10 protein-coding genes and 2 pseudogenes are annotated in these 14051 nt (G+C 59.8%); 8 read left to right on the top strand and 4 right to left on the bottom strand.

From position 1 onward, the window contains the following. Nucleotide 1: 1 nt before the first annotated feature. The 5 genes and pseudogenes from AAAK34_RS08330 (at nt 2) to AAAK34_RS08350 (ending at nt 4222) form a co-directional block, all read left to right on the top strand. Nucleotides 2-760, top strand: a complete 759-nt coding sequence (locus AAAK34_RS08330; RefSeq protein ID WP_431777928.1) for an SURF1 family protein — start codon at nt 2-4, stop codon at nt 758-760. Continuing rightward, complete coding sequence (locus AAAK34_RS08335) at nt 750-1442, top strand: SCO family protein (RefSeq protein WP_231695161.1); 693 nt, start codon at nt 750-752, stop codon at nt 1440-1442. Before AAAK34_RS08330 ends, AAAK34_RS08335 begins: the two co-directional genes overlap by 11 nt. Nucleotides 1443-1448: 6 nt before the next feature. Continuing rightward, a pseudogene (locus AAAK34_RS08340) lies at nt 1449-2615 on the top strand (COX15/CtaA family protein). Then, complete coding sequence (cyoE, locus tag AAAK34_RS08345) at nt 2612-3550, top strand: heme o synthase (protein ID WP_231695159.1); 939 nt, start codon at nt 2612-2614, stop codon at nt 3548-3550. Before AAAK34_RS08340 ends, cyoE begins: the two are co-directional and overlap by 4 nt. 60 nt (nt 3551-3610) lie before the next feature. Further along, nucleotides 3611-4222 (top strand): SCO family protein, encoded by a 612-nt coding sequence (locus AAAK34_RS08350; protein WP_231695158.1) that lies wholly within the window; start codon nt 3611-3613, stop codon nt 4220-4222. 138 nt (nt 4223-4360) lie between these two features. On the opposite strand, the gene rpoH is transcribed toward AAAK34_RS08350, so the two are convergent. The 3 genes and pseudogenes from rpoH to AAAK34_RS08365 all read right to left on the bottom strand — a co-directional run. Beyond that, on the bottom strand, nt 4361-5302 hold the full coding sequence (rpoH, locus tag AAAK34_RS08355; RefSeq protein WP_231695157.1) for an RNA polymerase sigma factor RpoH: 942 nt from the start codon (nt 5300-5302) through the stop codon (nt 4361-4363). 282 nt (nt 5303-5584) lie between these two features. After that, nucleotides 5585-7171, bottom strand: a complete 1587-nt coding sequence (locus AAAK34_RS08360) for a rhodanese-like domain-containing protein (protein WP_231695156.1) — start codon at nt 7169-7171, stop codon at nt 5585-5587. Nucleotides 7172-7256: 85 nt separating this feature from the next. Continuing rightward, nucleotides 7257-8849, bottom strand: a pseudogene (locus tag AAAK34_RS08365) (rhodanese-like domain-containing protein); the annotation flags it as partial. A 214-nt stretch (nt 8850-9063) separates the two neighbouring features. Between AAAK34_RS08365 and AAAK34_RS08370 the strand changes: the two are divergent. Further along, nucleotides 9064-10050 carry a tripartite tricarboxylate transporter substrate binding protein gene (locus tag AAAK34_RS08370; protein ID WP_431777929.1) on the top strand — a complete coding sequence of 329 codons (987 nt, stop codon included), beginning with the start codon at nt 9064-9066 and terminating at the stop codon, nt 10048-10050. A 71-nt stretch (nt 10051-10121) separates the two neighbouring features. On the opposite strand, the gene AAAK34_RS08375 is transcribed toward AAAK34_RS08370, so the two are convergent. Beyond that, complete coding sequence (locus tag AAAK34_RS08375) at nt 10122-11021, bottom strand: LysR family transcriptional regulator (protein ID WP_231695155.1); 900 nt, start codon at nt 11019-11021, stop codon at nt 10122-10124. Between the two features lie 130 nt (nt 11022-11151). Between AAAK34_RS08375 and AAAK34_RS08380 the strand changes: the two genes are divergently transcribed. Beyond that, nucleotides 11152-12660 (top strand): CoA-acylating methylmalonate-semialdehyde dehydrogenase, encoded by a 1509-nt coding sequence (locus AAAK34_RS08380; RefSeq protein WP_231695196.1) that lies wholly within the window; start codon nt 11152-11154, stop codon nt 12658-12660. A gap of 220 nt (nt 12661-12880) precedes the next feature. After that, nucleotides 12881-14041, top strand: a complete 1161-nt coding sequence (locus AAAK34_RS08385) for an acyl-CoA dehydrogenase family protein (protein ID WP_231695154.1) — start codon at nt 12881-12883, stop codon at nt 14039-14041. Nucleotides 14042-14051: the final 10 nt, after the last annotated feature.

Consider the following 14051-nt stretch of genomic DNA (forward strand, 5'->3'; position numbering starts at 1 on the left):
CGTGATCGCGCAGCGACGTTCCTGGCGTTTTTGGGTCGTGCTGGCCGCAGCGCTTGTCGGCATGGCCGTCACCTTCTCCCTGGGCCGCTGGCAATTGGACCGTGCGGCCCAGAAGGAAGCCCTCCATGCAGCCATAGTTCTGCGCGAGCAGCAAGCTCCGCTGGATGCCAAGGCCTTGGCAGCGCCGCTGACACGCGTGCAAGCCGAAGAGTTGCTTCATCGTCTTGTCACAGTGCGCGGCACATGGCTGCCAGAGTTCACTGTGTATCTGGACAATCGCCAAATGAGTGGCCGCCAAGGGTTCGACGTACTCACACCGCTACGCTTGGCTGAATCCGATGCCGTCGTGGTTGTGCAACGAGGTTGGGCTCCGCGCAGTTTTGTAGACCGCACAACCCTTCCGCCCGTTGAGACGCCGCAGGGCAGTGTCGAATTTACAGGGCGCATCGCACCTTCACCTCCAAGGCTTTACGCGCTTGGCGAAGATGGTCGTGGCGTGATCCGGCAAAATCTCGACCTGGAAGCCTTTCGGGGCGAAACAGGGTTGCCTTTGGCCAGAGTGACCGTGCTTCAGATAGGCCCGCCATCGGAGGGCTTGCTGCGCGAATGGCCGCAGCCGACCGCCGGAGTTGAAAAGCATTACGGGTATGCTTTCCAGTGGTTTGGCCTGTGTGCGCTGATCGGCCTTCTTTATCTTTGGTTTCACCTTAAAGCGGCCGTGTTCCGCTTGTTTTCTTCAAGAAAGCCGCATGACAGTTGATTCGCGCGTCAAACAGGATGAGCCCCTCGGGCTCACCGTGCACACCATGCCGACACCGACAAACGCAGGAGTGGAAGATGCCAAGCGCACGCGCGCTGGCCGCTGGACCATGCTCGCGCTTGCGATTGTTTGCGCGCTGCCGGTGCTCGCCTCATACTTCAGTTATTACGTGGTTCGCCCCGAAGGCCGGCGCAACTATGGAGAACTGATTGATCCGCAACGCACCTTGCCGGTCCTCAGCGCCAGTGACCAGAGCGGCCATCCTGTTCAGCTGGATACCCTGAAGGGTCAGTGGCTACTCGTCAGCGTGGCCGGGGGCGCTTGCGATGAGGCCTGCCAGCAGCACTTGTATCTCCAGCGTCAGTTGCGCGAGAGCCTTGGCCGAGAGAAAGATCGGCTCGATTGGGTTTGGCTCGTCAGCGACAACGAGCGCATCCCGGAAGAGTTGCAGCCGGCGCTGGCCTCTGCCACCGTGTTGCGCGTTCCGTCCGAAGCGCTTGCGCAGTGGCTCACGCCCGCACACGGTCACCAGCTTTCCGAACATCTGTATCTGGTCGATCCCATGGGCAACTGGATGATGCGCTTTCCTCCCGCCATGGATGTGACGGGCGCTGCCAAAGCCAAGCGCGATCTTGATCGTTTGCTGCGCGCCTCCGTTAGCTGGGACGAACCTGGTCGCTAGTCAAGCATGGATACACCTGCGCTTTACAACCTCGCACCCGCCTTGCGCCTGATGGGCATGGGCGCGGTGATCGCGCTCGGGCCACTGGCATGGGTCTGGCTGCGCAGCCGCGATGCTGTTCCTGGCCAGCGCCTGAGGGCCTTGACCCTGCTTACCTTGTTCCTTACCTTCGATCTGGTTCTGTTCGGCGCCTTCACACGCCTGACCGATTCCGGCCTGGGTTGTCCTGATTGGCCTGGTTGCTATGGCCATGCCAGTCCTGTAGGGGCGCGAGAACACATCTCCACAGCTCAGGCTGCCATGCCCACGGGACCCGTGACCCACGGCAAGGCCTGGGTCGAGATGGTGCACCGGTATCTGGCGACGGGGGTCGGAGTTCTTATCATCGTGCTGGCTATATCTACCTGGCTCCAATGGCGTCGTCAGGTGAGGGGGTAGCCGGCGGTGCTGCTACCCGGGAAGACATTTTGCATCCGGGGTGGCCCTTTTTACCCTGACCTGGGTCTGCGTCCAGGGTGCGTTTGGGGCGCTGACCGTCACCATGAAGCTCTTTCCGGCGATTGTGACCTTGCATCTGCTGGGAGGAGCAGGCTTGCTCGTGTTGCTGGCAGTGCAAGCAGAACGCTACCGTCAGGCTGCTGGTGCCGTCCGAGAGGTGTTGGGCAGCGGCATGCGTCTTCTACTGTGGCTGGCGGCTGTCATGGTGGTGATTCAGATTGCGCTGGGCGGATGGGTCAGCACCAACTATGCAGTACTGGCATGCAACACCTTTCCGCAATGCCAGGGGGCTGGTGGCCGGAAATGGATTTTTCCCAGGGCTTCGAGCTTTGGCGCCCGCTGGGCTTCTCGCGGGACGGAAGTGGGCTGGAGTTCACCGCGCTGACAGCTATTCACTACACACACAGATTGTTTGCTTACGCCGTGTTGTTAGTGCTGGGCGTACTGGTTTGGCGCCTGCATCAAGCGGGAGTCCTGGCGGCACAGCGGCGGTGGTTGCTTGCCTTGGCCGCGCTGCAGTTGCTCAGCGGCCTTTCGAACGTGGTTCTGGATTGGCCTCTCGTGGCTGCCCTGGCCCACTCAGGCGGCGCCTCCGCACTGCTGGCTATGATCGCCTGGGCCCTGTGTGCCAGCCGAACCCGATCCAACGCCTTGACGCAAGGTACTTCCCAATGAGCACCCGCGCCCCTGCCCCTCAGTCTGTCAGCGCTTCCGCAGCTGCGGCCACCTCGCTGCCGTCCATGCCGTTGTGGCGACAGTTCTATGTCCTTACCAAACCCCGAGTGGTGCAACTGATCGTGTTTTGTGCATTGATCGGCATGGTGTTGGCGGTGCCTGGCTGGCCCGGGGGCCAGACTTTGGCTCAGATAGCGATTGCTTGTGCTGGCATATGGCTGGTTGCCGGTGCAGCGGCGGCTTTCAACTGTCTGATTGAAAAACGTATTGATGCACGCATGAAGCGTACCGCTTGGCGCCCCACGGCCCGAGGGGAGCTGTCTGACCGGAAGGCGCTCGGCTTTTCCGCATTGCTGTGCACCATAGGCTCTGCGATTCTGTACATCTGGGTGAACCCCCTCACCATGTGGCTGACTTTTGCCACGTTTGTCGGATACGCAGTGATCTACACGGTGATCCTGAAACCTCTCACACCTCAGAACATCGTCATTGGTGGCGCGTCTGGCGCCATGCCGCCGGTGCTGGGGTGGGCGGCCATGACCAACGACGTCGGACCACAGGCGTTGATCATGTTTCTGATCATTTTCCTCTGGACGCCGCCGCATTTCTGGGCGCTTGCGCTCTACCGTGTGGAAGACTACCGCAAGAGCGGTTTGCCCATGCTGCCTGTCACCCATGGGAATGAGTTCACACGGCTGCAGATACTCCTCTACACCTTTATCTTGCTGGCTGCTTGCCTCTTGCCCTTTATCTATGGAATGAGCGGGTGGTTCTATCTGGCTGCGGCGCTGATTCTGAATGCCGGCTTCATCGGATATGCGTACAAGCTATGGCGCGAATATTCCGATGCATTGGCGCGCAAGACTTTCCGTTTCTCGCTGATACATCTTTCTCTGCTCTTCGCAGCACTGCTGATCGATCATTACCTGTTTTGAGTGTCGCTGCACAAAATGCTATAAAAATAGTAGCAAGGCGAGATTGAACCAAGGATTTTTATGCAACGTCGACTTACTTTGAAATCGCTGGCTGCCCTTGCCCTGCCATTGCCGGCCCTGGGAATTCTGGGGGCATGCAGCGACCCCAAGGCGCAGTTTCGTGCGGTGGATCTCACGGGGGCGGATTACGCCAAGGATTTCCAGCTGACCGATTTCAACGGTCAGCCGCGTACCCTGGCGGATTACAAGGGCAAGATTGTGGTGCTGTTCTTCGGCTTCACACAGTGCCCTGATGTATGCCCCACCACGCTGTCGGAGTTGGCCGAGGCCAAGAAGCTTCTTGGCGCGGACGGCGAAAAGCTGCAGGGGTTGTTCATCAGCGTTGATCCTGAGCGGGATACGCCCGAAGTACTCAAGGAGTACATGAAGGCCTTTGACCCGAGTTTTGTGGCGCTGTATGCATCTTCGCCAGAGAAGCTGGCCGCAGTCGCCAAGGATTTCAAGGTCTACTACAAGAAGGTGGACGGCAAGACCCCGAGCACCTACACCATGGACCACACGGCCGCCAGTTACATCTACGACACCCAAGGCCGGCTTAGGCTGTACACACGCTACGGCAGCGGTGCCCAGGCACTTGCCGATGATGTCCGCCTGCTGCTGAAGGGAGCGTGACGCATGCCCTGGAATAAGTTCCAGGTTAAGGAACGGCCAGTCTCCGTCTGACCCAGCCAGACCGAAAGTGTTTTCCTGGGCTTCAAAAAAACCGGCCATTTCTTCGGAAATGGCCGGTTTTTTCCGTGCGATACGGACTCAGGCGTATTCGGCCAGCGCAGTTTTCATTTTCTTCATGGCCGACACCTCGATCTGACGAATGCGCTCGGCGCTAACGCCATATTCACTGGCCAGTTCATGTAGCGTCATGCCGCCAGAGCCGTCATCGCGTACGTTGAGCCAGCGTTCGGTCACGATACGACGACTACGCTCATCCAGACTCTTCAGGGCTGTGGCAATGCCCTCGGTGGCCAGAACGTCGCGTTGGGCCGACTCAAGCATGGCCGTGGGCTCGTGGTTGGCGTCTGAAAGATACGCAATCGGGCCGAAGGCGTGATCCCCGTCATCGCTCGGAGACGGATCCAGTAGCACATCACCGCCAGCCAAGCGGGTCTCCATTTCGCGCACTTCTTCAGGCTTTACATTCAACTCGCGCGCGACCACATCCACCTGAGCGTCGGAGAGGTTGTCACGGAAGGTGACGTCCTGCTCAGCGTCTTCAGCCTTGAAGCCTTGCTTCATGGAGCGCAGGTTAAAGAAAAGCTTGCGCTGTGACTTGGTGGTCGCAACCTTCACCAGGCGCCAATTTTTCAGGATGTACTCGTGAATTTCAGCTTTGATCCAATGGAGGGCATAGCTCACCAGGCGCACGCCCTGATCGGGGTCAAAGCGTTTGACGGCCTTCATCAAGCCGACGTTGCCCTCCTGGATCAGATCTGCATGGGGCAGACCATAACCCAGGTACTGGCGAGAGGTGGAAACCACCAGACGCAGGTGCGACAGTACCAACTTCCCGGCAGCCTCAAGACTGCCAGTGTCGCGCAATTCACGGGCGAACTGCTGCTCTTCCTCGTGCGTCAGCATGGGAAGACGATTAGCCGCTGTGATGTAGGCATCAAGGTTGCCTAACGACGGGACGACGGCCCATGGATTGGCCAGCGCCACCGCAGTGGCGGTAGGAGCGGGAACCGCAGTGCTCATCTTGGAATGTCCTTTAATCATTGTCAGGTATTTTAGCACTCTGTTGGAGTGAGTGCTAAGCCTAAAAGTTCAACCCATAAGCCGTGCAGGGGCAGACTGGTACGGACGGCAAAAATGCTCGGAGACAGCCTGTACGGGACGGCTCTATTCCAGCAAGAGTCATACCGAACGGTGCCTTCTTTTCAGATTAACTGTACCCGGAAACTCATGTCCTATGAGGTTATGAGGTTTGCAGAAGTGCAGCTCCTTGTTCTGGATCAATGCGCATCCGCTCAGCTTCAATCAGGCCTGCGATGCAGGTCTTGATGGCAACCGAAACACCGCGAGTTCGTCCGGCTCGGCCTGTGCGATCAGGCCCGTTTCCCATTCAAGGTACTGGCGGGCGGCATCCAGATTGCCCTCGTGTCGGTCATGAACGAAGAACAGGTAGTCGATTCGCTCCGCGTCTTGCAGTTGCGTGTTGCGCAGGACTGGAAGCCCCGCGTCGGCCCAGTCCTGCGCTTTCGCCCATGCAATGCCGCGGTGCCCCGCTTCGGCCAGGTCAATTGCTGCGAGCTGTGCCGTTTCTTCATCAGGCGCAAGCACCAGAATCGCACGTTCAGTGGTTAGCCCCAACTCGCTCAGGCGCGGGCGAATACTCCATGCCGCGCCGGCCGCGTGCTGCCGATCGTAACTCGCCGAAGCTTGGAGATCGACGAGTTGGGGGGCGTGCTCTCGAGTCCAGGCGACTAGTGCCTGCGCGCGGACGCGCGGCATGACATGAGCTGCTGGCCCGGCATCTTGAGTGCGTTGGCGCAAAGCTGCGTTGACGCCTCCATCGACAGTTGCTGCGTTCCAGCCCAACCAGGTGAGCCATGCGGCTATGACCGGGGCTCGCACGCCGTCGTCATCCAGAAGAATCACCCTGGACTTGCGCGTGCCGAGTGTCTGGTCGGTGGTCTGCAGAAGCTGTCCTCCAGGCGTGTGTACCGCGCCCGGCAGGGTTCCCGCAGCGAACTCTTTGGCGCTGCGCACATCCAGCAGATAAGTGGTGTGCGTTTCATCATCGATCCATTGCTGCGCTTGCTCGGCGCTCAATTGCGGCACTCCAGCTTCATGCGCGAAGTGTGTGGCAGCTTCCCGCTCTTGGGCATGAGCCTGCAACGGCCGAGGGCGAACCTGCATATCGCCATGATCAAGCGCCAGTCCGGCCAGTACCCAGCCTTGGGTACCGTTTTCCAGCGCAAACACGGGGTTCGGCAGGCCTAGGTTGCGCAGGATCTCTGCCCCTACGATGCTGCGCGTTCGGCCGGCGCAATGAATAACCACAGGCATTTCAGCATCGTTTGTGAGTTCATGCAGGTGTCGCGGGAGCTCCCCGTTGGGGGCGGAAACTGACCCGGGTATGCTCATTTTCCGATGTTCATCCAGCGTGCGGCCGTCAAGCAGGAGAAATGGCGTTTTGTTGCGCTGCCATTCGGCCAGCTCGCTCGCACTGATGCGCGGCGTTTCGAATGCATGCTCGATCAGCTCTCCAAAAGTCTTGGAAGGCAGGTTCACGCCTTGAAACAGCGTATAGCCTGCGGCGCTCCAGCCCTGCGCGCCTCCACGCAGAATGTGCAGGTTGCAGTAACCCAGAGCTTCCAGGCGCCGGACGGCGCGCTCTGCGACACCATCGTCGGCATCCAGAAGCACGATGCGGGTCGACTTGCGTGGGACAAGGCGAGGGGTGAGCAACTCAAGTTGGCTGTACGGCGTGTTGACGGCAAAGAACGGGTGACCCTCGCCGAATTGACCGGCTTCGCGTACGTCGAGGAACGCAATCTCGTCAGCGTCATTCAGCCATTGGCGCACAGATTCGGCGGAGATGGTGGATACAGTGGAAGACATAGGTTTATGGCAAGAATGGCCGTCGGGGCTTTCTCTTTCTGGAGATCAGGGCGCACGCAAAGCGCCAACAGCTCAAGTCAAACTTTCAGTCGATCAGCGCGATGCCGGTCTGCCCCTCGCGTTCAAGTTGCGCCACGAGGCCCAGTTCCCAATTCAAATAGTCCACGAAGCCAGCGTTGCGCAACGACAGGTCGCGGTGCAGGTAGGGGCTGTAACTTTCATCGTCATCGCCGGTCAGCACGCCTTCACTGCCAGCCGTCATAGGCAGAACTGCGGCGGCCCACGCATCGGTTCCGCCACTGATGGCGCGAATGTCGCGCCCATCTTGCGTAGCGCTCGCCAGCCCTGAGGCTACGCTTTGCGCCAGCACGCCGTCCGCCGAGGTCAGCAGCACCGTTTGCCGTGCGGGCAGTGTGGCAATGAACTCGGTCAACCTGCCCGCCGCGGAAAAGCGAGCGCCGGCAACGTGACGCGTCTCGTATGCGGCGCGTCGGTCCACGTCAAAAACCACAGCTTGGCCGGCATTCAGCAACGCAGAGGCTTGCTGTGGAGCGATCTGCGGCGCGGGTTGATGGAGTGCGAGTATGCGGATGGGCTCAGGCCCCGTCACTCGTGTGGCGTGGGAGGGTGGGGTATAGACGGCCGCGTTCCATCCGAGTTGTGCCAGCCAGGCCGCAGTGGTCAGGGCGCGCACGCCGTCCCAGTCTGCCAGCACGATGCGTGAGCCGCGCGTGGCAGCGAATTCGTCTGTCGCCTGAACCAGTTGACCGCCAGGTGCCCATCGCCATCCCTCCAGGTGACCAGCCAAGTATTCGGTCCGGGTTCGCACATCGAAGCAGTAGAGTGTGTGCTCGCTGGATTCAGATTGCAGACGCGCCAGCGTGGTGTCGTCGATACGCTTCACCCCAGCCCGCAGAGCAACCTTTTCGGCGCGCTCGCGCCCAGCCTTGAGCGAGGCTGGTGAGGGTTCCGGCAGCGGAGTGTGTCGGCCATACGCGAGTTCACGGCCTGTGAGCAGCCAGTCCATGGTGCCGTTGCGCAGCGAAGCCACGCGGTTCGGGATACCTGCGTCTATCAGCGTCTGCGCGCCGACGATGCTGCGTGTGCGCCCGGCGCAGTTCACGACGACAAAGGTTTCCGGATCGGGTGCGATCTCTCCGATGCGGTACACCAGTTCTGCACCAGGAATACTGTGCGCAAACGGAAGGCTGAAGGCTGCAAATTCCTCTGTTGTCCGGCTATCCACAACGACGATGTTGTCGCCTCGCTGCACCCGTTCCTCCAGTTCATCGGAGGTGATCCAGGGTGTGTGCTTCTGGTGTTCAATGACTTCGCCAAAGGCTTTGCTCGGTACATTGGTTCCGCTGAACACCTCGTAGCCGGCCGCCGCCCAGCTATCAGTTCCGCCGGCCAGTACGGACACGTTGCTCCAGCCCAGGCGGATCAGTTGATGCGCTGCGGTGTGTGCCAGGGTCTCATCGCCATCGGTCACCACGACACGCGTGCTGCGGCGAGGAACGAGACGGTCAAGCGTGAGCGGCAGGCGCCAAAGGGGCGCGCAAGCGGCGAACAAGATATGACCGCGTGCGAACACGCCTGCTTCGCGCACGTCGAGCAAGGCAATTTCCTCCCCGTCAGCCAATGCGGCCTTGAGAGACTGCGGTGTGATGCGCGCATGAGGAGTGTCGTTCAATGCGGTGCGCTTGTCTTGATTGGAGAGGGTATGTGTCGTCATGCTGCGGTTGCAAATGTGATGGGCATACCGCGAGGTTATGTGTGGCAAGTTGATATGCGAACAACACTTTTTGCATGTTCTTATCTGCATTTCTTCGTTCTCCAACAGACGCTGAGTTTCTAGATTTACGGGTATCAACTTTTTTTGATTGCCCTCTATGTCTACTCAACGAAGAACCCTGTTGCGAGCCCTCGCACTTCCCCTGGTGGCCGCGGCCATGACTACTGCGCAAGCCTCTCCAGAAGCATCATGGCCCAGCAAGCCAGTGCGGATCATCGTGCCGGTGGCACCGGGAGGTAGTGCAGACAAGCTCACGCGCACCTTGGCGGATAAGCTGGCAGCCCTATGGGGGCAGTCGGTGCTGGTAGAAAACGTGGTGGGTGCCAGCGGCACCATTGGAGCGGCCAAGGCTGCAAAGGCCTCGCCGGATGGCTATACCTTGCTACAGCAAGGCGAGGGGTTGACGCTAAATGGACTGTTGTTCTCCAAGCTCCCATACGATCCGCAAAAAAGCTTCACGCCGATCATCAAGGCTGTGGTTAATCCGCAGATTCTCGTGGTCAACCCTGCAACCGGACTAAATACGCTGGGCGACTACATTGCGCGAGCCAAGGCACAACCGCAGAGCATCAATCTGGCACTACCTGGCAGTGGTGGCATTGCCCATGTGGCGCACGAGATTCTTTCGCAGAGAACCGGAGCGCAGGTGAACTACATTCCCTATTCTGGCGGCGGGCCCGCCGCAATGGATGTGCTGGGTGGTCATGCGGATGCGACTCTCATCACCTTGGCGGCAGTGACAGAATACGTCCGCGCTGGCAAGCTGCGAGCTTTGGCGGTGACCACGCCATACCGATCCGAGGCGCTGCCTGACGTCCCCACGGTATCTGAGTCTGGCGTGGCAGGGTTTGCCGTCGAAAGTTGGCAAGGTTACTTCGCTCCCTCAGGAACGCCGCAGGTCATCGTTGACAAAATCAATCGCGATCTGCGTTCCGTTTTGCAGGCGCCAGATGTTCGAGCGCAGCTGGAACACCTCGGCTTCAAGATTGCGGGTGGCTCGCCGGCGGAGCTGGCGTCCAGCTTGCGTGCCGAGCGCCCGCTATATGCAAAGGTGATTACCGAGCCCGGCAAGTTGTTGCGCTGACAAACGGCGTAATGCAACGCCAACCTACCGGGCTTCCTTGGCTTGCTTTGAATGGTCGTTTGCATGCGAGATCAAGCCCGTCCCGTTCCGAGCAACAAGGCCTGCTCGGTATCTATCACCTCCCGCAGATAGTCCCACGTCCTGCGAATCCGCGGCACCTGTTTGACCTCCTCCGGCATCGACATCCAGAACGTACGTTGAAATCGCACTTCCTGCTCGAGCACGGGTTCCAGGCGAGGCTCGCGATCGGCGAGGAATGCAGGGAGGACTGACAGACCACCGCCTGCGGCTGCTGCGTTGAGCTGGGCCATGACGCTGGTGGTGCGCAGGGTAAAGCGCTCCGGGGGGTCGATCTCGTTGATGAACTGCAACTGCTTGCTGAAGAGCAGATCGTCCAGATAACCAATCAGGCTGTGATGCTTCAGGTCATGCAGGGATTTGAGCGGAGGGCAGCGGGCAAGATAGCTCTTGGCACCATAGAGCAACAGCACGTAGTCGCAGAGTTTGGTCACTACAAACGGGCCTCGCCGTGGCCGCTCCAGGGAGATGACGATGTCTGCCTCTCTTCGCGAAATGCTCACCACGGCCGAAACGGCGACGAGGTCAATGGTCAGGTGCGGGTGCACTGCGGCAAACGACGCCAGATAGGGCGCCAGCACTGCCGAGCCAAAGCCTTCTGTAGCTCCTATCCTCACCACACCGCTGAGTTCGTTGGCAGGTTGCTCCGCGTGCCCCTGTACCCGAGACGCTGCAGCTTCCATGGCCTCGGCTTCGGGCAACAACAGACGACCTTCTTCCGTTAACTCCATGCCAGATGAGGTCCGCACGAACAAGGTGGCGCCGAGTTTTTTCTCCAGAGTCTGCACCCGGCGCGAGACTGTGGTGTGGTCCACATCCAGGCGGCGTGCGGCGGCGGTGAGTCGGCCGGTTCTGGCAAGCTCCAGGAAGTAACGCAGTAAATCCCAATCCATGGTGAGGGGTGTCTCCTTTGGTTGTGCAAATTTGCAAGGGCGAACTCAGTTTGCGTTATTGTGCATAAGGATTTGCAAGCCTAAGATGTGCGTCATCCCGTTTTTAGATACTTCCTGTGAGGGCTTCCTAATGTCAGCGTCTTCCGTACCTACCGTCAAACTCCTGATCGATGGAAAATTCGTGGAGTCCTCCACGAGCCAGTGGCGTGATGTGGTGAACCCAGCCACGCAGGAGGTTCTTGCCCGTGTTCCATTCGCCACGCCAGAAGAAGTGAATGCCGCGGTGGCGGCGGGCAAGCGTGCTTTCAAGACGTGGCGCAAGACGGCCATCGGCACCCGCGCGCGCATTTTCCTGAAGTATCAGCAACTCATTCGTGAAAACATGGGCGAGTTGGCAGCGTTGTTGACGGCGGAGCAAGGCAAGACCCTGCCCGACGCTGAAGGAGATGTGTTCCGTGGTCTGGAGGTGGTGGAACACGCCGCTGGCATTGGCAACCTGCAACTCGGCGAGCTTGCCAACAATGTGGCGACCGGGGTGGACACCTATACGTTGCTACAACCCCTGGGTGTTTGTGCGGGCATTACCCCGTTCAACTTCCCGGCCATGATCCCGCTCTGGATGTTCCCCATGGCGATCGTGACCGGCAACACCTTCGTGCTCAAGCCTTCCGAGCAGGACCCCATGGTTACCATGCGCCTGTGCGAACTGGCGCTGGAAGCGGGCATTCCCGCAGGCGTGCTGAACGTGGTGCACGGCGGCGAAGACGTGGTCAATGCGATTTGCGACCACGCAGACATCAAGGCGATCAGCTTCGTCGGCTCCACCAAAGTCGGCACGCATGTTTACAACCGCGCCAGCCTCGCCGGCAAGCGGGTGCAGTGCATGATGGGTGCAAAGAACCATGCCATCGTTCTGCCTGATGCCAACAAAGAGCAGACACTGAACGCACTGGCTGGTTCCGCTTTCGGCGCAGCCGGTCAGCGCTGCATGGCCGTGAGCACGGCCGTGCTGGTGGGCGAGGCACAAAAATGGATTCCTGAACTCGTGGCCAAGGCCAAGGGGCTCAAGGTCAATGCCGGCACAGAGAAAGGCACCGATGTGGGGCCGGTGATTTCCTGCGCCGCCAAGGACCGAGTGGAAGGCCTGATTGAACGTGGTGTGCAGGAAGGCGCCAAGTTGGAACTGGACGGTCGTCGCCCCCAAGTGGCGGGCTACGAGAAGGGCAATTTTGTGGGCCCGACTATTTTCTCCGGCGTGAAGCCCGGCATGTCGATTTACGACCAGGAAATTTTCGGCCCTGTGCTGTGCCTGGTGGCCGCCAATGATTTGCACGAGGCCATTGAGTTCATCAACGCCAACCCGAACGGCAACGGCACAGCCATTTTCACGCAGTCGGGTGCGGCGGCACGCCAGTTTCAGGAAGACATCGACGTGGGACAGGTCGGCATCAACGTGCCGATTCCGGTGCCTGTCCCCATGTTCTCGTTCACAGGTTCGCGCGCATCCAAGCTGGGCGATCTGGGACCCTACGGCAAGCAGGTGGTTTTGTTCTACACGCAGACCAAAACTGTTACGGCGCGCTGGTTTGACGACAGTACGACGGCACACGGTGTGAACACTACGATCAGTCTGAGATGATCGCGCTTTAGTCAGGGTTTCCGTAGGTTGGGTTGAGCGAAGCGAAGCCCAACAATTGCGTGTTCATCAGAGGCGTCGCCTGTTGGGCTTCGCTTCGCTCAGCACCAACCTACAAGATTTCCGCGGTCGAGGAAATCGAAGAAATTCAAACTGACCTGCGACATCACAGAACGGTCACTTTGCCCCCTGACTGCGAGAACAGTGGCAACGAGAAATCCTCATGAACTTTGAACTGACAGAAGACCAGAGAGCTTTCGCCGATACTGCCCGCCAATTTGCCGAGGCGGAGCTGGCGCCCCATGCGGCCAAATGGGATGCCGAGGCCATTTTTCCTCGGGAGGCGATCGCCAAGGCCGGGGAGCTGGGGTTCTGCGGTCTCTATGCGCCGGAGAACGCCGGTGGACTCGCCTTGCCTCGCCTGGACTCCACACTGGTGTTTGAGGAAATGGCTGCCGTAGATCCATCTACCACGGCCTTCATCACCATACACAACATGGCGACCTGGATGCTCGGCACCTGGGCCACGGATTCCGTACGCGAACACTGGGGACCGCTGTTGACCAGCGGCCAGAAGCTTGCCAGCTATTGCCTCACCGAACCTGGCGCCGGCTCCGATGCCGCTTCGCTCAAGACCCGCGCCGAGCGGGAGGGCGATCACTACTACATCAGCGGCAGCAAGGCTTTCATCAGCGGCGCGGGTTCGACCGATGTGCTGATATTGATGGCGCGCACTGGGGGTGGCGGGGCTGGGGGCATCAGCGCCTTTGTGGTGCCAGCTGATCTGCCCGGCATTCACTACGGCAAGAAGGAAGAGAAGATGGGCTGGAACAGCCAGCCTACGCGGCAGATCAGCTTCGACCGTGTGCGTGTACCTGCGGACCATTTGCTGGGCGAAGAGGGCGGTGGTTTCAAGATCGCCATGAAGGGGCTGGACGGAGGGCGCATCAATATTGCGACTTGCTCCGTTGGCGCGGCGCAAGGTGCGCTACAGCATGCTCAGCGCTACATGCAGGAGCGCCAGCAGTTCGGCAAGCCGCTGGCCAGTTTCCAGGCGCTCCAGTTCAAACTGGCAGACATGGCCACTGAGCTAGTGGCAGCGCGCCAGATGGTGCGACTGGCCGCCTCCAAGCTTGATGCCGGCGCGCATGAGGCCACCACCTACTGCGCCATGGCCAAGCGCTTTGCGACCGATGCGGGTTTCAACGTTATCAACGACGCATTGCAGTTGCACGGAGGCTATGGCTATATTCGGGAGTATCCGCTGGAGCGACTGCTGCGCGATGCGCGTGTGCACCAGATCCTGGAAGGCACCAACGAGATCATGCGCACCATCATCGCGCGCCGCCTGCTTCAGGGTGACTCTCTGGAGAGCTTGAAATAGGTTCTCCATC

It is taken from the genome of Ottowia caeni, assembly GCF_050821495.1.
Classification (GTDB): domain Bacteria; phylum Pseudomonadota; class Gammaproteobacteria; order Burkholderiales; family Burkholderiaceae_C; genus Ottowia; species Ottowia caeni.